The sequence below is a fragment of the Rathayibacter sp. VKM Ac-2856 genome (genome assembly GCF_013205055.1).
Taxonomy (GTDB): Bacteria; Actinomycetota; Actinomycetes; order Actinomycetales; family Microbacteriaceae; genus Rathayibacter.
On sequence record NZ_JABMLF010000003.1, the window covers coordinates 76,715 to 94,997 of the forward strand.

The window sequence follows — 18,283 nt, forward strand, 5'->3', positions numbered from 1 at the left end:
ACAGGATGCTTCCCGTCACGGTGCGATCCCCGCGAGCGCCGGCTTGAAGCCCGCGCGCACGTTCTCGCAGCAGCCCGGACGGCAGACGTCGTACCAGGGGCCGAGCGCCGTCATCGACGGACGGTCCTCGACCGGCGTGCCGTTCACCCGCTCCATGACGAGGTCGACGAGACCGGAGACGTAGACCGGGTCGGTGCCCGGCGTCGCGACGCGGATCGCGACCAGGCCGTGCTCCTCGGAGGTCTCGAGCGCCTCGTTGTCGAGGTCCCACATGACCTCCATGTGGTCCGAGACGAAGCCGAGCGGCACGATCACGAGCGCCTTGCGGCCCTTGGCGGGCAGCTCGGCGATGGCGTCGTTGATGTCGGGCTCGAGCCACGGCTGGGTGGGCGGGCCGGAGCGCGACTGGTAGACCAGCTGCCACGGCACGTCCTCCGCGCCAGCGGCCGCCATGACGACCTCCGCTACCGCGAGGTGCTGGGCCTCGTAGGCCCCGCCGTCGCCGAAGTGGTGCACGTCGACGACGGTGCCGTCCTCGTGGCGCTCGTGCGGACCGCTGCGCGCGGCGTCGGTGGAGGGGATCGAGTGCGTCGCGAAGAGCACCTCGACCTCGGTGGTCGCGTCCAGGCCGGGCAGGCGCGAGCGCAGCTCGTCGAGCCCGTCGTGGACGGCCTTCACGAACGGCATCACGAAGCCGGGGTGGTCGAAGAACTGGCGGACCTTGTCGATCCGCAGCTCGCCCTCGAGGCCGGTCGCGTCGAGCGCGGCGGCGAAGTCCTCGCGGTACTGACGGCAGGAGGAGAAGGACGAGTAGGCGCTGGTCGCGACGGCGATCAGATTCGAGAAGCCGCGCTCCTTCGCCTCCGTCACCGCCTCGCTCATGTAGGGCGCCCAGTTGCGGTTGCCCCAGAGCACGGGCAGGTCGATGCCGCGGTTCGCGAGCTCGGCCTCCAGCGCGGCCTTCAGCGCGCGGTTCTGCGCGTTGATCGGACTGACGCCGCCGAAGTGGCGGTAGTGGTGGGCGACCTCCTCGAGGCGCTCCTCCGGGATGCCGCGGCCGCGCGTGACGTTGCGCAGGAACGGGATGACGTCGTCCTGGCCCTCCGGACCACCGAAGCCGGCGAGCAGGATCGCGTCGTAGGCGACCGGCACGGAGACGTGCTCGGGGCCGGAGGCGGCGGCGGGCGTGGCGCCGCGAACGAGGACGCCCTCGGGGACCGCGGGGACGGCCTCGGCGAAGTCGCGCGCCTCGGGGGCGGGAACGGTGGAGCTCATCGGAGGACCTCGGCGATCTGGTCGGCCTCGATGCGCCGACCGGTGTAGAAGGGGACTTCCTCGCGCACGTGGCGGCGGGCCTCGGTGGCCCGCAGGTCGCGCATGAGGTCGACCAGGTTGACCAGCTCCTCGTCCTCGAGCGCGAGGATCCACTCGTAGTCGCCCAGCGAGAAGGAGGCGACCGTGTTGGTCAGCACGGAGCGGAAGCGCGAGCCCTGACGGCCGTGCTGGGCGAGCATGGTGCGGCGCTCCTCCTCGGGGAGGATGTACCACTCGTAGGAGCGGACGAACGGGTAGACCGTCAGCCAGCGGGCCGGCGCCTTGCCGCGCATGTACGCGGGCAGGTGATTGGCGCTGAACTCGGCGTCGCGGTGCACGCCCATCGCGTTCCACGTCGGAAGGAGCCCGCAGAGCAGCTCCGTGCGGCGCAGCTCGCGGTATGCGCGCTGCAGCTCCTCGGGGGCCGCTCCGGTGAGCCAGAGCATGATGTCGGCGTCGGCGCGCAGGGCCGAGACGTCGTAGGTGCCGCGCACCGTGACGCCTTCGCCGGCGAGCCGTGCGACGGCGTCCTCGTAGGCCGTGGCGGCCTGGGCGGACTCGTCGGCGGAGAGGGTGAACGGGCGTGAGGGATCCCTGCGGAGAACCGCCCAGAGCGTGTATCCCAGGGCCTGATCGGAGTGATCCTGATCGGCGGGGGGCTGCGGCGCCGGTGCGGCGCTCGTGTCGGGGGCGGACTGAACGGGACCCGCCGTTCCGGCGGTCTGATCGGTCATTGATCCATCATCCCTCCGCTCGCGCCGATGCACAAAAGCAGGAGGGACTCTGGCGCCGGGGGGCCGGGAGCGCTAGCGGCTCGCGGCTCCCCGGCACCGGGTGGGCGCCCGGTCCGGGGTCAGTCCTCGACGACCGCGCGGACGATGCCCCAGACGACGAGGCCGACGGCCGCGGCGGCGCCCGCGGCACCGGCGATCAGGGCCTCGGGGTGGTGCTTGCGCACGACGGAGACCTTGCGCTCCAGGGTGCGCTGGACGTTCCGCACCTTGCGCGGGACGTTCACCTTGTACTCGATCGCGTCGAGCGTCGCGGCGAGCTCGCTGCGCGCGCGCTCGATGTCGGCCTTCAGCTGGCTCGGCTGGAGCTCCGCCGGGTCGACGAAGCGGGGCGTGGTGCTGGATACAGCGCGATCAGTGGTCATAGCTGCCGACTCCCTTGAACGCCTGGACGTCCTTCTTGATGCTCTCGATCGAGTCCTGCGGAACGGGCGGGACGGCCTTCTTGATCGACTTCACGCCGACCAGGATCAGCACGACCGCCACCAGCAGGAAGAACACGGTCACGATCAGCGCCGACAGCCAGGCGGGGAGCCAGGACGCGATGCCGATGATCGCGAAGGTGACCAGCGTCGCCCACGCCGTGAGGAGGAAGAAGGCGGCGACCGCGAACAGCGCGACCGCGAGGCCCGCGCTCTTCGCCTTGCCGGACAGCTCGTTCTTCAGGGACGCGATCTCGGCCTTGACGAGCTCGATCACCAGACCGGGCAGGTCGCTGACCAGCTCGCCCAGCGACCGGGCGTTCTTCGGATTGCGTTCGTTCACCACAGGGGCTCCTCGGAGGGGGGACGTGCCGGGCCTTCGCAGAGCGGACGGCCCGGAGGGATGAGGACTACGCCTTGCTGGTGGAGGACGACGTCGTCGATCCTCCGGAGCCGGCGGCGGCGGCGGCCTCGTCGACCTTCGACGCGGCCGAGCGGGCCGCGGCGGTCGCCTCGGCCTGGGAGGCGCCCTGGGCCTTCTTGCCGCCGGACACCGCCTTCACCACGACGCCGCGCACCAGGTCGTACGCCTTGTCCGAGACCGTGCTGAGCTGCGTCTTCGCCGCTCCGCCGACGGCGCCCGCGACGTCCTGCACGGGCTGGGTCTGCCAGAAGCGGTTCGCCGCTGCGGCGATCTGCTCGTACCGCTTGCGACCGGCACGCGCTCCCAGCACGTAGCCGGCTGCGGCTCCTGCCACGAAAAGAATCTTGCCCTTCACGCCTACTCCTCGTCCTGGGCCGCTCTCGCGGCTCGTTCACGCGGTCGATGACCACTCGTGTCGGGGCACGCCGCACTCACGCGGATGCCTGCGACCCAGAGTAGCCGTCGCCGTCATATTCTTCGCGCGGAATGCCGACGCCTTGACGCACCAGTCGGCGCCGGATAAGAGCGGCGGTCTCCGCGGCATGCGGGAGCACCGAGGCCAGGCCGGTGCCCGCGAGCCACGTCCCGGTCACGGCGATCCCCGCCACCGGCGCGAGCACCTCGCGGAACGCCTCCAGGTGCGCACGCCGGCCCAGCGCCGCGGCGGGGCGGACGTTCGCCCAGCGCACCCGGGCCGAGTCGACGAGGCTCGCCGGGTCGAGCTCGATCCCGAGCAGGATCGACGCGTCGCGCAGCGCGGTCGCGGCCGCCTCGGCGTCGCTCGCGCCCTCGAGCGGCGGATGCTCGCCGGGGCGCCCGTAGGAGAGGCGGAGCACGTGCCGCCCCGCGGGGAGCCCTGCGGCGAGCCAGGCCCACTTCGCGGTGGCGTGGGTGATCGCCTTGGCGACCACGTCGCGGGCGGTCGGAGCGACGAGCACCCCGGATCCGCGGGGCGCCGCGTCCAGGCGGGCGTCGTCGACGACGAGGGTGACCAGCTCGACGGAGTCGCGCAGCACCTCGGCGGCCTCCTCGCGCACGGCGGGGACGATCCCGGCGAGCAGCTCGCGCGCGTCGCGCTCGGGGGTCGCGACGACGACGGCGCGGGCGCTCAGCCGCGAGCCGTCGCCGAGGGTGAGCAGGAACGGCTCGCCGTCCCCCTCGAGGCGCGCCACCGGGGTCCGCACCCGGATCTCGCCGGAGAGGTAGTCGATCCGCTCGACGAGCGCGGCGACGAGGCGGTGCATCCCGCCGTCGATCCCGCGGACGGCGACGCCCGCGGGGAGGTTCGCGCGCAGAGCCGCGACACCGCCGGCGAGGGAGCCCGCGCGGGTGATCGCGCCGTTCAGTCCGGGGGCCGCCGCGTCGACGTCGATGTCCTCCGGGCGGCTGGAGTAGACGCCGGAGACGACGGGCGCCACGAGGTCGTCGAGGACCCGCTGCCCCATCCGGGTGCGCACGAGCTCGGCGAGCGAGTGGGCGCGCCCGATCCGGAGCACCGGCGTCACGGCGTCGAGCCAGGCGCGGGCGGCGCCGCGGCGGCCGATCGCCCGGACGACGTCGGGGGCGAGCGGCGTGCCCGGGATGCCGAGGATCCCGGCGCGCGGCGACGGCACGGAGCGCCCGCCCGCGAGGTGCAGCCAGGAGCCGCCCGCCCGTGGCTCGACGATCGACTCCGCGAGCGGTCGGCCGTCGAGGGTCAGCGCGGCGAGCGCCTTCTCGACGTGACCGCCGCGGGTTGCGAAGCTCTCGGCGCCGGCGTCGAGCACGACCCCGGCGATCTCGAGCGGGGCGACCGAGCCGCCGACGGCGTCGCCCGCCTCGAGCACGACGACGCGCAGGCCGATCCGCAGGCACTCGGCGGCGGCGGCGAGCCCCGCCACTCCCCCGCCGACGACCGCGACGTCGCAGTCGACCGGGGCTGCCGCTCCCGTGCCGGACCCCTCGGTCACGGCCGCCAGGCGTGCACGTGCGCGACGAGGCGCGTCAGCACGTCGGGGTCGGTCTCGGGCGGCACGCCGTGGCCGAGGTTGAGCACGTGCCCCGGAGCGCTGGTGCCGCGGCGGAGGACGTCGTCGACGTGGGCGGCCAGCACCTCCCACGGGGCGGAGAGCAGGGCCGGGTCGACGTTGCCCTGGACCGGGACGAAGCCGCCGAGGCGGTGGTTCGCCTCGTCGAGCGGGATGCGGTAGTCGACGCCCACCACGTCCGCGCCGATGCCGTGCATGGCGGCGAGCAGCTCGCCGGTGCCGACGCCGAAGTGCACGATCGGCACGTTGCGGCGAGTCTCGCCGTGGTCGTAGGCGAGGTCTCGCACGTGCGTGAGCGCCCGGGCGGAGGCGGGGGCGACGTGCTCGGTGTAGTCGGCCAGCGAGAGCGCGCCGGCCCACGAGTCGAAGAGCTGCGCCGCGCTCGCGCCGGCCAGCACCTGCGCGCGGAGGAAGCGGCCGGTCACCTCGGCCGTCCACTCCATCAACCGGGCCCAGGCCTCGGGGTCGGAGTGCATCAGCGTGCGGGCGCGGATGTGGTCCTTGGACGGCCCGCCCTCGACGAGGTAGGCCGCGAGGGTGAAGGGGGCGCCGGCGAAGCCGATCAGCGGGGTGTCGCCCGCGCCGATCCCCTGCAGGCCCTCGACCGTGCGGCGGACGCCCTCCCGGATCGGCTCGAGCGTCTCGTCGAGCACGGCCGGGTCCTTGGCGACCAGCTCGTCCACGTCGGCGGCGGTGCGCACCGCCTTCTCGAGGACCGGACCGCGGCCCGGCACGATGTCGACGGCGACGCCGGCCAGGCGCAGCGGGATGACGATGTCGCTGAAGAAGATCGCGGCGTCCACGCCGTGCCGGCGGATCGGCTGGAGCGTGATCTCGCTCGCGAGCGCCGGATCGAGGCACGCGTCGAGCATCTGGGTGTCCGTGCGCAGCGCCCGGTACTCGGGCAGGCTGCGCCCGGCCTGGCGCATGAACCAGACGGGCGTCGCCTCGGGCCGCTCGGAGCGGTAGGCCCGCAGCAGAGCGGAGTCGGCCGTCCGCCCGGAGGCGAGCGGGTGCAGCGGATCGAGCAGGCCGGCGATGGGGGAGGTCACCGCGGCATTATTCCAGGCCGGGCTGATCCCGGCGCATCCGTGCAGTCTTCCCGAGGACCGCGGCCGACTCCCGGGCACCGCGGGTAGACTGCCCTGGTGCTTCTGTGTCTGACGGCGTCGCACAAGAACGCCAGCTTCGATCTCCTCGAGAAGCTCTCCGTCGACTCCTCCGCCGTGGCGTCCGCCCTGTCGGACGGCATCGACTTCGTCTCGGGGGCCGTCGTCGTCGCGACCTGCAACCGCTTCGAGGCCTACCTCGACATCGACGAGCCGCTCACCGCCGCCCAGGCCGTGGCCGTCGAGGCCGCCACCGCCGCCGTGAGCGCCGCGACCGGGGTCGAGCAGGAGGAGCTGCGCAGCTCCGTGAGCGTCGTCTCGGGCGACCGCGTCGCCGAGCACCTCTTCGCCGTCTCCAGCGGGCTCGAGTCCGTCGTCGTCGGCGAGGGCGAGATCGCCGGGCAGGTCCGCCGCTCGCTCGAGGAGGCGCGCCGCCTGGGCACCACCTCCTCCGAGCTCGAGCGCCTCTTCCAGCGCGCCTCGCAGACCTCGCGCGGGATCAAGAACCGCACCGGCCTCGGCAGCGCCGGCCGCTCGATCGTCCGCCTCGCCCTCGACCTCGCCTCCAGCCGCATCACCGACTGGCGCGCCGCCCGGGTGCTGCTGATCGGCACCGGCAGCTACGCCCGCGCCACCGTCGCGGCGCTCCGCGATCGCGGTGTGCTCGAGATCGCCGTGCACTCCCCCTCCGGTCGCGCGGAGGGCTTCGCCGCCCGCCGCGCACTGCGCCCGATCGACGGTGCCGAGCTCGCCGTCGAGGCCGTCGCCGCCGACGTCGTGATCACCTGCACCACCACCCAGGAGCCGGTCCTCGACGCCGCGATCCTGAGCGAGGGGCGCCTGCGCGGCTTCTCCCGCGAGCGCCAGCTCGTCATCGACCTCGGCCTCCCCCGCAACGTCGCCGCCGACGTCACGACCGTCACCGGCGTCGAGCTGCTCGACCTCGAGACGATCAGCCTGCACGCCCCGCTCGACGTGCTCGACGCGTCCACCCAGGCGCGCGCCCTGGTCGACAAGGCGGCCCGCAAGTTCTCCGACGTCGCCGACGAGAAGAGCCTCACCCCCGCGGTGGTCGCCCTCCGCACCCACGTCTTCGACGCCCTCGACGCCGAGATCGAGCGCGCCCGCTCGCGCGGCGACGAGGACGGCCGCACCGAGCAGGCGCTGCGGCACCTCGCCGGCGTGCTGCTGCACACCCCGAGCGTCCGGGCGCGCGACTACGCCCGCGCCGGCGAGCAGGAGGCGTACCTCACCGGTCTCGAGGCGCTCTTCGGCATCGAGGTGCCGGCCGAGCGCGCGGCGACCCGCCCGCTCGACGCCGACGGCACCGCCGCCTCCGCATGACCCCGCTCCGGCTCCCCTACTCGGCGGAGCCGATCGGGACGGAGCGGCTCGTGCTGCGTCCGCTCACCCTCGACGACGCCGACGACCACGCCCGCTACCAGGGCGATCCGGAGGCGGTCCGCTACCTCCGCTGGCCGGTGCGGACGCCCGAGCAGTCGCGGGCGCACCTGGCCGTCCGGCTCCCGTCCGACCGGCTCGCGGCCGACGGCGACGTCGTCGTGCTCGCGATCGTGCCCCGCTCGGGACCCTTCGCCGGGCACGTCGTCGGCGATCTGACCCTCATCGCCTCCTCCGTCGAGCAGGCGGGCGTCGAGATCGGCTGGGTGCTGCATCCGGAGGCGCAAGGCGTCGGCTACGCGACCGAGGCCGCCCGGGCCCTGCTCGACCTCGCGTTCGACCGGCTCGGTGCGCACCGCGTCGTCGCGCAGCTGGACGCGCGCAACACCGCCTCGGCCCGGCTCTGCGAGCGCCTCGGCATGCGCCTCGAGGCGCACCACCTCGAGGACGAGCACTGCAAGGGCGAGTGGACCTCGACCCTCGTCTACGCCCTCCTCGCCCGCGAGCGCTGACGCCCTCCGCGAGATGCCACTTGTGAGCGCGACACGCCGTGGAAAGCGTGCACAAGTGGCATCTCGCGAGAAGGGTCAGGCTCCGCGCAGGCCGGAGAAGAGGTGCGTCTCGAGCTGGTCGAGCGGGATGCGCTCCTGCTTCATGGTGTCGCGGTCGCGGACGGTCACGGCGTGGTCCTCGAGCGAGTCGAAGTCGATGGTGACGCAGTACGGCGTGCCGATCTCGTCCTGGCGGCGGTAGCGGCGGCCGATCGCGCCGGAGTCGTCGAAGTCGACGTTCCAGAGCGCGCGGAGGCGGTCGGCGACCTCGCGAGCGAGCGGCGACAGCGCCTCGTTGCGCGAGAGCGGCAGGACGGCGACCTTCACCGGCGCGAGGCGCGGGTCGAGGTGCAGCACGGTGCGCGTCTCGACCTTGCCCTTGGCGTTCGGCGGCAGCTCCTGCTCCTCGTAGGCGTCGACGAGGAAGGCCATCAGCGCGCGGGTCAGGCCGAAGGACGGCTCGATCACGAACGGCACGAAGCGCTCGTTCTTCGTCTGGTCGAAGAAGGAGAGGTCCTTGCCGGAGTGCTCCATGTGCGTCTTGAGGTCGAAGTCGGTGCGGTTCGCGACCCCCATCAGCTCGCCCCACTCGCCCGAGGCGAAGCGGAAGCGGTACTCGATGTCGACGGTGCGCTTGGAGTAGTGGGAGAGCTTGTCCTTGGGGTGCTCGAACTGGCGGATGTTCTCCGGCGAGATGCCCAGGTCGACGAACCAGTCCCAGGCCAGCTTCATCCAGGTCTCCTGCCACTCCTCGTCCGTGCCGGGCTCGACGAAGAACTCGAGCTCCATCTGCTCGAACTCGCGGGTGCGGAAGATGAAGTTGCCGGGGGTGATCTCGTTGCGGAACGCCTTGCCGATCTGGCCGATGCCGAACGGCGGCTTCTTCCGCGCGCTCTGCAGCACGTTGGCGAAGTTCGTGAAGATGCCCTGCGCGGTCTCGGGGCGGAGGTAGTGCAGACCGGACTCGTCGTCGACGACGCCGAGGTAGGTCTTCATCAGCCCGGAGAACTGCTTGATCTCGGTCCACTGGCCGATCTTGTCGGGGTGCTCCGGGTCCGGGATGTCCGCGAGGCCGTTCTCGGGCGCGTGGCCGTTGTCCTCCTCGTACTTCTCGAAGAGGTGGTCGGCGCGGTAGCGCTTGTGCGTGATCAGCGACTCGGTCAGCGGGTCGGAGAAGACGCCGACGTGACCGGAGGCGCTCCAGATCGCGGTCGGCAGGATGACGGCGGAGTCGAGGCCGACCACGTCGCCGCGGCCCTGCACGAACGCCTTCCACCACTGGCGCTTGATGTTCTCCTTGAGCTCGACGCCGAGGGGGCCGTAGTCCCAGGCGGAGCGGGTGCCCCCGTAGATCTCACCGGAGGGGAAGACGAACCCCCGGTGCTGGGCGAGGGTGACGACCTTGTCGAGGGTGGTGGGTTCTGCCACGGGGAGCTCCTCAGCTGTTCGGGCGCACGGGGCCCTGGCGCGCGCCGGCTGCGCGCGTCCTTCTGGTGTGCGTCCATGGTAGCCGCGGGCCGGAGGGGCGGCCGCGGGCCGGAGGGGCGGCCGCGGGCCGGAGCGGCCGCCGCGGCATGATGGCGGGATGAGCAGCCTGCCTCCCCTCGTCGTCTCCGCCGTCGCCGTCCTGCGCGAGCGGCGCGTCCTGATGGTGACGGCCCGCGGACGCGACGTCCTGTACCTCCCCGGCGGCAAGGTCGACCCGGGCGAGACCGGCGCGCAGGCCGCGGCGAGGGAGGCGGAGGAGGAGCTCGGGACCGCGCCGACCGCCCTGCGCGAGCTCTTCACCGTGCGGACGCAGGCGCACGGCGAGCCGGAGGGGCGCGAGGTGCACATGACCGTGTTCGCCGCGGAGCTCGCCGCCGAGCCGCGCGCGAGCAGCGAGATCGACGCGCTGCACTGGGTCACCGGCGCCGATGCCGACCTCTGCCCGCCCGCCGGCGTCGACACCCTCGCGCGGCTGCGCGCCCTCGACCTCGTCGACTGATCGCACGGACCTCGTCGACTGAGCGCACGCCGCGACACGCGCTCGCGGGCGGCTAGCCTCGTGGCGTGGAGACGAGACGACGCGCCAGGGACCAGCCGACCGGAGGCGACGTTGCGCGCCTGGAAGCGGTGCGGCTGGAGCCGGCGGTGCCGATCCTGAGGATCTTCTCCGTCGCCAAGGCGGGCGAGTTCTACGTCGACTACCTCGGCTTCACCGTCGACTGGGAGCACCGCGCCTCCCGCGACGCACCGCTCTACCTGCAGGTCTCGCGGTCCGGACTGCGGCTGCACCTCAGCGAGCACCACCGCGACGGCAGCCCCGGAGCCGCGGTGCACGTGGCCCTGCGCGGGGTGCGCGAGCTGCACGCCGAGCTCGACTCCAAGGAGTACCCGTACCTCAACCCGCGGATCACGCGGACGCCGTTCGGCTTCGCGCTCGAGCTGATCGATCCGTTCGGCAACCAGCTCCGCTTCGCCGAGGCGGCGCCGGACACCGCTAACGGCTGAGAGCCGACTGGTCAACCGTTCACCGCCCGTCCACCGCTTTTCGATCCGGGTCCTCTAGCGTGGCCGGGATGGTGACTCGGGGGACGACGCGGCGACCGGGCGAGGCCCGGTCACAGCACGAGCGCACGCGCGCGCCGCTCCTCTCGACGGTCGCGCCGCTCGTCGTCGGCCTGATCGGATCGCTCGCGATCCTCGCCGGCTCGCTGTCCGTCGGCTACCTCCCGCTCGACTCGCCGATCCGCGACTGGCCGCTGATCGCCACCCTGCGCGGCTCGTCCGGCCCGACAGAGCTCGGCCTGGTCGCCGTGATCGGCGGCGGCATGCTGCTCCTCGTCGCCTGGCTGCGCCTGCGCGCGGTCGCCCTCGACGACCGCCCGGGATCCGTCCGCGCGATCCTCGTCGCCGCGCTCGCCTGGGCCGCTCCCCTGCTGCTCACCGTGCCGCTGTTCAGCCGCGACATGTTCTCCTACGTCGCGCAGGGGCGGCTGATGACCGCCGGCGTCGACCCGTACGTCAGCGGCGTGGCCACCCTGCCGGGCTGGTACGCGCTCGGCGTCGACCCGCGCTGGGCCGACACGCCGACGCCCTACGGCCCGCTCTACCTGCTCGCCGAGCAGACCGCCGTGCACGTCGCGGGCTGGACCTTCCCCGAGCTCTCCGTCGCGATGCTCCGCGCGCTCTCGGTCGCCGGAGTCGCCGTCAGCGCCGTCTACGCGCTCCGGCTGGCCCGCCTGCGCGGCCTGTCGGTCCCGCTCACCGCGTGGAGCCTCGTCGCCAACCCGCTGACCCTCGTCCTCTTCATCGTCGCCGGGCACAACGACTCGGTGATGATCGCCCTGATCCTCGCCTCGCTCTACTACGGGCACACCGATCGCCGGGTCGCGGCGGTGCTGCTGATGGGCGCCGCGATCGCCGTGAAGCCCGTCGCGGTCCTCGCCCTGCCGGTGCTCGCCCTGCTCTGGCTCCGCCACGACGCGACGCTGCGGCAGCGGATCCGGGTGTGGGCCTGGAGCGGAGCCGGCGCGCTGGCCGTCGTCGTCGCGATCGGCCTCGCCGCGGGCGTGGGCGTGGGCTGGATCGGCGCGATGATCGTCCCTGGCTCGATCCTGCACTGGTACGCGCCGATGTCGGCCGTCGTCGTCGCGGTCTCCACCGCGGTGCAGGCGGTCGGTCACGACCCGGCCGCGGCCATCGCCGTGGTCAAGATGCTGGCCCTGCTCGGCGCGGGCGTGGTCGCCGCGGCGCTGATGCTCTCGCGGCGCGCCATCGATCCCCTCGCCCGGCTCACCGGCGCACTGCTGGCCTTCGTCACCGCGTCGACCGCGATCCACCCCTGGTACGCCCTCTGGATCCTGCCGATCGCGGCGCTGTCGCGTCCCTGGCAGAGCACGCACCGGCACCTCGCGGTCTACGCGACGGTGTTCCTGATGTGCGTCACGCTCGCCGAGCCGGTGGACGGCAGCGGTGGCGCGGTCGATCAGATCCCCGCGCGCGTCGCGTCCATCGCCGCGATCGTCGTCGTCGGCGTCTACGTCCTGGTCGGCTACTCCGACGAGGAGGACGTCGACGCGCGCCGCCTCGTCGGAGCGGTGCCCTTCGGCTCCGCGATCCTGCAGCGCCTCAGCGGCGGCCGTCTCGGCGGCGCGGCGCTCGGCGCCCCCGCCCTGCGCGTCCCCGCCCGCAAGTAGCCGCACCCTGCTCGCTCATCGAGCACTCAGCAGACGCGCCCCGAGACCCATGCTGGTCGAGCAGCCCCGCGCATGTTGGTCGAGTAGCCCCGCAGGGGCGTATCGAGACCCCGCTGACGTGCTCGCCCAGCCCCCTGGCCTCAGGCGTCGTCAGTCCTGCTGGCCCGGCGCTCGAGAGCGGCCTGCGCGGCCGCCGCGGCGGCGTCCTTCTGCGTGCGGCCGAGCACGTTCGAGAGCGAGGAGAGCCAGCCGGAGTCGTCGTGGCGATCCGCGACGGCCTCCGAGAAGAGCGGCAGCTCGCTCCGGGTGGCGTGGATGGCGTAGTCCTCGCGGCTGTAGTCCGGCGTCGCGGCGTCGCTGCCGCGGTCGTCCTGAGTCATGGTGCTCCCTCAGCGCCCGGTTCGTTCCGAGCGCCTGGTCAGGCTAGTCCTGTTCTGAGCCGATGTCGTCGCTGCCCCCCGAGCGCGGGAGGGGACGCCAGACGACCAGCTCGGTCCGCCGCTGCGCGCGGGTGCCGTGCCGGAGGGTGACGACGTCGCCCTCGAGGCCGGCGGCGAACACGCGGCGGCCGGGCCGGTTGAGCAGCTCGTCGGCGAGCGCGGACTCGAGCTCGCGGACCCGCTGGGACAGCGAGAGGACCTGGTTCTCGAGCTGGAGGATGCGGGCGATGCCCTCCAGCGAGACACCCTCGGAGGACAGCCGGGCGACCTCGCGCAGCTGCACGACGTCGCGCATCGAGTAGCGGCGCGACTTGCCCGCCGTGCGGGTGGGGCGCACCAGGCCGAGCCGGTCGTACTGGCGCAGGGTCTGCGGGTGCATGCCGGCCAGCTCGGCGGCGACCGCGATCGCGAACACCGGGGTGCTCTCGTCCACGTCTTCTCCTCTCCGGCCGGCCCTGCAGGGTCCGGGCGCTAGTAGCGGGCCTTCTCCAGGATGTCGTCGCGCGGGTTGTCCGACGGCTCGGCGGCCGCGTAGGCCTCCAGCGCGTCGCGCGCCGCGCCGGACAGGTGGTCGGGCACCGCGACCTGGATCTCGGCGAGCAGGTCGCCCGTGCCCTTGCCCGTGGCGACGCCGCGGCCCTTCACGCGCAGCACGCGGCCGCTCGGGGTGCCGGGGGCGACGCGCAGCTTCACCGGGTCGCCGCCGAGGGTCGGCACCTCGATCGTCGCGCCGAAGACGGCCTCGACGAAGGTGACGGGGACGGTGACGCGCAGGTTCAGGCCGTCGCGCTCGAACACGGGGTGCTTGCGCACCGCGACGGTGAGCACGAGATCGCCGGGCTCGCCGCCGTCGGGGCTCGGGCGGCCCTTGCCGCGGACGCGGATCTTCTGCTGGTCGGACACGCCGGCCGGGATGCGGACCGAGAGGGCGCGGCCCTCGCCGGTCTGCAGCTGCACGGTGTCCCCCTGGGTCGCCGTGCGGAAGTCGATGGTGGTGCTGGCGGTGACGTCGGCGCCCTTCTGCGGGCCGCCGAAGCCGCGGAATCCGCCGCTGGGCTGGCCGAACCGGCCTCCGCCCGCGTTGCCGAACATGCCGCCGAGGATGTCCTCGAAGCCGGCGGGCGGGCCCTGCTGGGTGCTGTAGGACGTGCGTCCGCCGCCGCCCTGGTTGAAGACGTTCCCGAAGACGTCGTCGAAGCCGCCGGGCTGACCGCCGGCGGTGAAGCGGGCGCCCGAGCCCATCGCGCGGATCTGGTCGTACTCCTTGCGGTGCTCCGCGTCGGAGAGGACGGTGTACGCCTCGCTGATCTCCTTGAAGCGCGCCTCGGCCTTCGCGTCCCCCGGGTTGGAGTCGGGGTGGAACTGCCGTGCGAGCTTGCGGTAGGTCTTCTTGAGGTCCGCCGCGGAGACGTCCTTCGAGACACCGAGGACTTTGTAGAAGTCCTTGTCGAACCAATCCTGGCTGGCCATGCGCCTCTTCCTGTGTCGTGGTGCGTGCGGGCCTCAGCACCCGGCAGGGGCCGCCCGTGGTCGGGACGGCCCCTGGTCGGGAGCGGAGGCTCCGCGGTGGTGCGGGAGGTGGATCAGTCGGCGGGGACCGCGACGACCACCTTGGCGGCGCGCAGCAGCGAGCCGCCGAGGTAGTAGCCCGACTCGACGACGTCCGCGACCGTGGAGGTCTCGGCGCCGGGAGTGGGCTGCTGGAAGATCGCCTCGTGGATGTTCGGGTCGAACAGGTCGCCGACGGCGCCCGTCTTGACCAGACCCAGCTTCTCCATGCCGCCGCGCAGCTTCTGCGCGATGGCGGTGAACGGGCCGCCCTCGGCGAGATCGCCGTGCTTCTCGGCGCGGTCGATGTCGTCGAGCACGGGGAGGATGACCTTCACCGCGTCGCCGATCGCCCGCTCCTTGTCGACCTGGCGGTTCGACTCGGTTCGCTTGCGGTAGTTCGCGTACTCCGCGGTCACCCGCTGGAGGTCGGCGAGGCGCTCGGCCGCGAGGGTCTCCCCGTCGGACTGACCGGAGAGGAACGAGAGGTCGGCGTCGGAGAGCGTCGTCTCGACGTCGGGGCCCTCGGCCTCGATCAGGCCCTCGGTGTCCTGCGCGGACTCGGCCGCCTCGGCTCCGGTGGTCGGCTCGTCCTCGGGAACGCCCTCGGCGGGCTCCTGGTTGTGCTTCCCCATCGTTACTTCGTGTCCTTCGGCTCGTCCTCGTCGATGACCTCGGCGTCGACGATGTCCTCGTCGTCCTTCTTCTCGTCCTCGGCCGGCGCGTCCTGCGGAGCGCTCTGCGCGGCCTGGTCCTGCGAGTAGATGGCCTGCCCGATCTTGGTCTGCGAGGCGTTGAGGGCGTCGAACGCGGTCTTGACGGCCGCGTCGTCGTCTCCGGCGAGCGCGGTCTTCAGCGCGTCGACGTCGCCCTGGACCTCGACCTTCACGTCCTCGGGCAGCTTGTCCTCGTTCTCCTTGATCAGCTTGTCGATCGAGTAGGCGAGGGTCTCGGCGTTGTTGCGGACCTCGGCGGCCTCGCGGCGCGCCTTGTCCTCGGAGGCGTGCTCCTCGGCCTCGCGCACCATGCGGTCGATGTCGTCCTTCGGCAGGGACGAGCCGCCGGTGATCGTCATCGACTGCTCCTTGCCGGTGCCCTTGTCCTTCGCGGACACGTGCACGATGCCGTTGGCGTCGATGTCGAAGGTGACCTCGACCTGCGGGATCCCGCGGGGCGCCGGCGCGATGCCGGTCAGCTCGAAGGTGCCGAGGTTCTTGTTGTCGCGGGTGAACTCGCGCTCGCCCTGGAACACCTGGATCGCGACGGACGGCTGGTTGTCGTCGGCCGTGGTGAAGGTCTCGGACCGCTTGGTGGGGATGGCCGTGTTGCGCTCGATGAGCTTGGTCATGATCCCTCCCTTGGTCTCGATGCCGAGCGAGAGCGGGGTGACGTCGATGAGGAGGACGTCCTTGCGCTCGCCCTTGAGGACGCCGGCCTGCAGGGCGGCGCCGACGGCGACGACCTCGTCCGGGTTGACGCCCTTGTTGGGCTCCTTGCCGCCGGTGAGCTTCTTCACGAGCTCGGCCACGGCCGGCATGCGGGTCGAGCCGCCGACGAGGACGACGTGCGCGATGTCGTCGACCTTGACCCCGGCCTCCGCGATGACGTCGGTGAACGGCTTGCGGGTGCGCTCGATCAGGTCGTTCGTGAGCTCCTCGAACTTGGCGCGGGTGAGCGTCTCGTCGAGGTTCGCGGGGCCGTTCTCGGTGAGCGAGAGGTAGGGCAGCTGGATGCTGGTCGAGGTGCTCGAGGAGAGCTCCTTCTTGGCCTGCTCCGCCGCCTCCTTGAGGCGCTGGCGCGCGATCTTGTCCTTCGAGACGTCGACGCCGGTCGAGTCCTTGAAGCGCTTGACCAGGTAGTCGACGACGCGCTGGTCCCAGTCGTCGCCGCCGAGGCGGTTGTCACCCGAGGTCGCGCGGACCTGGATCGTGGAGAAGTCGTCGTCCTTGCCCACCTCGAGGAGGGAGACGTCGAAGGTTCCGCCACCGAGGTCGAAGACGAGGATGAGCTCGTCCTCCTTGCCCTTGTCGAGGCCGTAGGCGAGCGCCGCGGCGGTGGGCTCGTTGATGATGCGGAGGACGTTGAGGCCGGCGATCTCACCGGCGTCCTTCGTGGCCTGGCGCTCGGCGTCGTTGAAGTAGGCCGGGACGGTGATGACCGCGTCGGTCACCTTCTCGCCCAGGTACTGCTCCGCGTCGCGCTTGAGCTTGCCGAGGATGCGCGCCGAGATCTCCTGCGGCGTGTACTTCTTGTCCTCGACGCCGAAGGTCCAGTCGGTGCCCATGTGGCGCTTGACGGAGGCGAGGGTGCGGTCGACGTTCGTCACGGCCTGGCGCTTCGCGGTCTCGCCGACGAGCACCTCGCCGTCCTTGGTGAACGCGACGACGGACGGGGTGGTGCGGAAGCCCTCGGCGTTGGCGATGACGGTGGGCTCGCCACCTTCGAGGACGGCCACGACCGAGTTGGTGGTTCCCAGGTCGATGCCTACGGCACGGGACATATGCGTGTTTCTCCTTCGTGGACGGCCGTCGGGCCGTCCCTCACTGGTGGATCTTCTGCGGGAAAGTCGAGTGCGGGAGTTGAGCCCCGCACGCTCAAGTTTACGCATCCGCCCCGGTGAGTCAAGTCCGGGACCGCAAACCTGAGTCGACCCGGCTCAACTCTCAGGCTGCACGGGCCGCCACGCTACCTGCCGTTTCCCCGATCCCCCTACGGTGAGTGCATGACCGCCCCCGCCCTGCCTCGAACCAGCCGCTGGCCCGTCCTCGCCTGGGGGCTGTGGGACTGGGGCAGCGCCGCCTTCAACGCCGTCGTGACGACCTTCGTCTTCACCGTCTACCTCACCACCGACGGTCTCTTCGGCACGCCGAGCGGCGTCTCGGCGGCACTGGGCTGGACGCTGGCGGGCGCGGGCGTGGTCGTCGCGCTGATCGCGCCGGTGACCGGCCGCCGCGCCGATCGGGGCGGGCGCCGCCGCCGCTGGCTCGGCCTGCACTCCGCGGTGGTGGTGGCCTGCATCCTGCTGATGTTCCTCGTCCGCCCCGACCCGGCGTACCTGTGGCTCGGCCTCGGGCTGCTCGCGGTCGGCACGGTCTTCTTCGAGTTCGCGAGCGTCAACTACAACGCGATGCTCAGCCAGGTCTCCACCCGCGCGAGCGTCGGCCGCGTCTCCGGCTTCGGCTGGGGCATGGGCTACGTCGGCGGCATCGCCCTCCTGCTGATCCTCTACTTCGGCTTCATCTCGCCCGAGGTGGGGCTCTTCGGCGTGACCGGAGAGGACGGCCTCGACGTCCGCGTCTCGATCCTGCTGGCCGGGGTCTGGTTCGCCGTCTTCGCCCTGCCCGTGCTCTTCGCCGTCCCCGAGCTGCCCGGGAGCGCCGAGCACGGCGAGCGGGTGAGCGTTCTCGCCTCCTACCGCGCGCTCCTGCGCCAGATCGGGGCGCTGCGGCGCGAGAGCCCCACCACGCTCGCCTTCCTGCTCGCGAGCGCCGTCTTCCGCGACGGCCTGACCGGCGTCTTCACCTTCGGCGGCGTCCTGGCGCAGGGTACCTTCGGCTTCAGCGCGGGGCAGGTCATCCTCTTCGCCATCGCCGCGAACATCGTCGCCGGCGTCGCGACGATCGCGGTCGGCGCCCTCGACGACCGGATCGGCCCGAAGGCGGTCATCGTTGCCTCGCTGATCGGCCTCATCGTCTGCGGCGGCGCCGTCTTCGTCCTGCACGACGCCGGGCCGACCGCGTTCTGGATCTTCGGACTGCTGCTCTGCCTCTTCGTCGGTCCCGCGCAGTCGGCCAGCCGCAGCTATCTCTCCCGGCTGATCCCCGAGGGCCGCGAGGGCGAGATCTTCGGCCTCTACGCGACGACCGGGCGCGCGGCGTCCTTCCTCGCCCCCGCCGCGTTCGCGACCGCGGTGTCGATCGCCGCGAGCCTCTCCGGCGGCGGCGAGGCCGACGTGCAGTACTGGGGCATCCTCGGCCTCGTCGTCGTGCTCGCCGCGGGGCTCGCCCTGCTGCTGCCGGTGCGGAGCCCGGCGGCGGCGCGCGGCGCCCGGGGCACGACGGGCGGCTAGCGGGCC

Annotated in this window: 19 protein-coding genes; 6 read left to right on the top strand and 13 right to left on the bottom strand. The window is 72.6% G+C overall.

Annotation, left to right across the window (positions count from 1 at the left end; translation table 11 throughout):
* Positions 1-15: 15 nt before the first annotated feature.
* The 7 genes from HQQ82_RS10860 to hemE form a co-directional block, all read right to left on the bottom strand.
* A complete protein-coding gene (locus HQQ82_RS10860) occupies positions 16-1,275 on the bottom strand; it encodes a ferrochelatase (RefSeq protein WP_173233095.1) in 1,260 nt (419 codons plus the stop codon).
* The gene (gene hemQ / locus HQQ82_RS10865; RefSeq protein ID WP_173233096.1) at positions 1,272-2,048 is read right to left on the bottom strand and encodes a hydrogen peroxide-dependent heme synthase; all 777 of its coding nucleotides are present in this window, start codon (positions 2,046-2,048) and stop codon (positions 1,272-1,274) included. The genes HQQ82_RS10860 and hemQ overlap by 4 nt, the downstream gene beginning before the upstream one ends.
* A gap of 119 nt (positions 2,049-2,167) precedes the next feature.
* Entirely contained in the window at positions 2,168-2,470 is a 303-nt protein-coding gene (locus HQQ82_RS10870; RefSeq protein ID WP_173233097.1) for a DUF3618 domain-containing protein, read from the bottom strand.
* Positions 2,460-2,870: a phage holin family protein gene (locus HQQ82_RS10875; RefSeq protein ID WP_367947938.1), complete on the bottom strand. Its 411-nt coding sequence runs from the start codon at positions 2,868-2,870 to the stop codon at positions 2,460-2,462. The genes HQQ82_RS10870 and HQQ82_RS10875 overlap by 11 nt, the downstream gene beginning before the upstream one ends.
* Positions 2,871-2,937: 67 nt before the next feature.
* The gene (locus HQQ82_RS10880; RefSeq protein WP_216848527.1) at positions 2,938-3,285 is read right to left on the bottom strand and encodes a hypothetical protein; all 348 of its coding nucleotides are present in this window, start codon (positions 3,283-3,285) and stop codon (positions 2,938-2,940) included.
* 97 nt (positions 3,286-3,382) lie between these two features.
* Positions 3,383-4,900, bottom strand: coding sequence for an FAD-dependent oxidoreductase (locus tag HQQ82_RS10885; protein WP_173233098.1), 1,518 nt, complete (start codon positions 4,898-4,900; stop codon positions 3,383-3,385).
* Positions 4,897-6,030, bottom strand: coding sequence for a uroporphyrinogen decarboxylase (hemE, locus tag HQQ82_RS10890; protein WP_367947937.1), 1,134 nt, complete (start codon positions 6,028-6,030; stop codon positions 4,897-4,899). The genes HQQ82_RS10885 and hemE overlap by 4 nt, the downstream gene beginning before the upstream one ends.
* Positions 6,031-6,126: 96 nt before the next feature.
* Between hemE and HQQ82_RS10895 the strand changes: the two genes are divergently transcribed.
* Both HQQ82_RS10895 and HQQ82_RS10900 read left to right on the top strand, forming a co-directional pair.
* Positions 6,127-7,431 (top strand): glutamyl-tRNA reductase, encoded by a 1,305-nt coding sequence (locus tag HQQ82_RS10895; RefSeq protein WP_173233099.1) that lies wholly within the window; start codon positions 6,127-6,129, stop codon positions 7,429-7,431.
* Entirely contained in the window at positions 7,428-8,000 is a 573-nt protein-coding gene (locus HQQ82_RS10900) for a GNAT family N-acetyltransferase (RefSeq protein ID WP_173233100.1), read from the top strand. Before HQQ82_RS10895 ends, HQQ82_RS10900 begins: the two co-directional genes overlap by 4 nt.
* 75 nt (positions 8,001-8,075) lie before the next feature.
* On the opposite strand, the gene HQQ82_RS10905 is transcribed toward HQQ82_RS10900, so the two are convergent.
* Complete coding sequence (locus HQQ82_RS10905) at positions 8,076-9,467, bottom strand: glycine--tRNA ligase (RefSeq protein WP_173233101.1); 1,392 nt, start codon at positions 9,465-9,467, stop codon at positions 8,076-8,078.
* Between the two features lie 157 nt (positions 9,468-9,624).
* Here HQQ82_RS10905 and HQQ82_RS10910 point away from each other — a divergent pair, with 157 nt between their 5' ends.
* From HQQ82_RS10910 to mptB, 3 genes are all read left to right on the top strand, one after another.
* A complete protein-coding gene (locus tag HQQ82_RS10910) occupies positions 9,625-10,026 on the top strand; it encodes an NUDIX domain-containing protein (protein WP_173233102.1) in 402 nt (133 codons plus the stop codon).
* A gap of 128 nt (positions 10,027-10,154) precedes the next feature.
* Positions 10,155-10,532: a VOC family protein gene (locus HQQ82_RS10915; protein WP_173233826.1), complete on the top strand. Its 378-nt coding sequence runs from the start codon at positions 10,155-10,157 to the stop codon at positions 10,530-10,532.
* Positions 10,533-10,600: 68 nt separating this feature from the next.
* Positions 10,601-12,220: a polyprenol phosphomannose-dependent alpha 1,6 mannosyltransferase MptB gene (mptB, locus tag HQQ82_RS10920; protein ID WP_173233103.1), complete on the top strand. Its 1,620-nt coding sequence runs from the start codon at positions 10,601-10,603 to the stop codon at positions 12,218-12,220.
* A gap of 140 nt (positions 12,221-12,360) precedes the next feature.
* On the opposite strand, the gene HQQ82_RS10925 is transcribed toward mptB, so the two are convergent.
* From HQQ82_RS10925 to dnaK, 5 genes are all read right to left on the bottom strand, one after another.
* Complete coding sequence (locus HQQ82_RS10925) at positions 12,361-12,600, bottom strand: hypothetical protein (protein WP_173233104.1); 240 nt, start codon at positions 12,598-12,600, stop codon at positions 12,361-12,363.
* A gap of 43 nt (positions 12,601-12,643) precedes the next feature.
* Positions 12,644-13,093, bottom strand: a complete 450-nt coding sequence (locus tag HQQ82_RS10930; protein WP_173233105.1) for a MerR family transcriptional regulator — start codon at positions 13,091-13,093, stop codon at positions 12,644-12,646.
* 38 nt (positions 13,094-13,131) lie between these two features.
* Positions 13,132-14,130, bottom strand: a complete 999-nt coding sequence (locus HQQ82_RS10935; protein ID WP_173233106.1) for a DnaJ C-terminal domain-containing protein — start codon at positions 14,128-14,130, stop codon at positions 13,132-13,134.
* A 113-nt stretch (positions 14,131-14,243) separates the two neighbouring features.
* The gene (locus HQQ82_RS10940; protein ID WP_173233107.1) at positions 14,244-14,843 is read right to left on the bottom strand and encodes a nucleotide exchange factor GrpE; all 600 of its coding nucleotides are present in this window, start codon (positions 14,841-14,843) and stop codon (positions 14,244-14,246) included.
* Between the two features lie 2 nt (positions 14,844-14,845).
* Positions 14,846-16,708 (bottom strand): molecular chaperone DnaK, encoded by a 1,863-nt coding sequence (gene dnaK, locus HQQ82_RS10945; protein ID WP_173233108.1) that lies wholly within the window; start codon positions 16,706-16,708, stop codon positions 14,846-14,848.
* A 222-nt stretch (positions 16,709-16,930) separates the two neighbouring features.
* Between dnaK and HQQ82_RS10950 the strand changes: the two genes are divergently transcribed.
* Complete coding sequence (locus HQQ82_RS10950; RefSeq protein ID WP_173233109.1) at positions 16,931-18,277, top strand: MFS transporter; 1,347 nt, start codon at positions 16,931-16,933, stop codon at positions 18,275-18,277.
* Positions 18,278-18,283 lie beyond the last annotated feature (6 nt).

Excerpts from the sequence above, each read along its gene's own strand:
- HQQ82_RS10925 (WP_173233104.1), bottom strand. The coding sequence starts at position 12,600 with ATGACTCAGGACGACCGCGGCAGCGACGCCGCGACGCCGGACTACAGC.
- HQQ82_RS10870 (WP_173233097.1), bottom strand. The coding sequence starts at position 2,470 with ATGACCACTGATCGCGCTGTATCCAGCACCACGCCCCGCTTCGTCGAC.
- HQQ82_RS10935 (WP_173233106.1), bottom strand. The coding sequence starts at position 14,130 with ATGGCCAGCCAGGATTGGTTCGACAAGGACTTCTACAAAGTCCTCGGT.
- HQQ82_RS10860 (WP_173233095.1), bottom strand. The coding sequence starts at position 1,275 with ATGAGCTCCACCGTTCCCGCCCCCGAGGCGCGCGACTTCGCCGAGGCC.
- dnaK (WP_173233108.1), bottom strand. The coding sequence starts at position 16,708 with ATGTCCCGTGCCGTAGGCATCGACCTGGGAACCACCAACTCGGTCGTG.
- HQQ82_RS10910 (WP_173233102.1), top strand. The coding sequence starts at position 9,625 with ATGAGCAGCCTGCCTCCCCTCGTCGTCTCCGCCGTCGCCGTCCTGCGC.
- mptB (WP_173233103.1), top strand. The coding sequence starts at position 10,601 with ATGGTGACTCGGGGGACGACGCGGCGACCGGGCGAGGCCCGGTCACAG.
- hemQ (WP_173233096.1), bottom strand. The coding sequence starts at position 2,048 with ATGACCGATCAGACCGCCGGAACGGCGGGTCCCGTTCAGTCCGCCCCC.
- HQQ82_RS10900 (WP_173233100.1), top strand. The coding sequence starts at position 7,428 with ATGACCCCGCTCCGGCTCCCCTACTCGGCGGAGCCGATCGGGACGGAG.
- HQQ82_RS10950 (WP_173233109.1), top strand. The coding sequence starts at position 16,931 with ATGACCGCCCCCGCCCTGCCTCGAACCAGCCGCTGGCCCGTCCTCGCC.
- HQQ82_RS10940 (WP_173233107.1), bottom strand. The coding sequence starts at position 14,843 with ATGGGGAAGCACAACCAGGAGCCCGCCGAGGGCGTTCCCGAGGACGAG.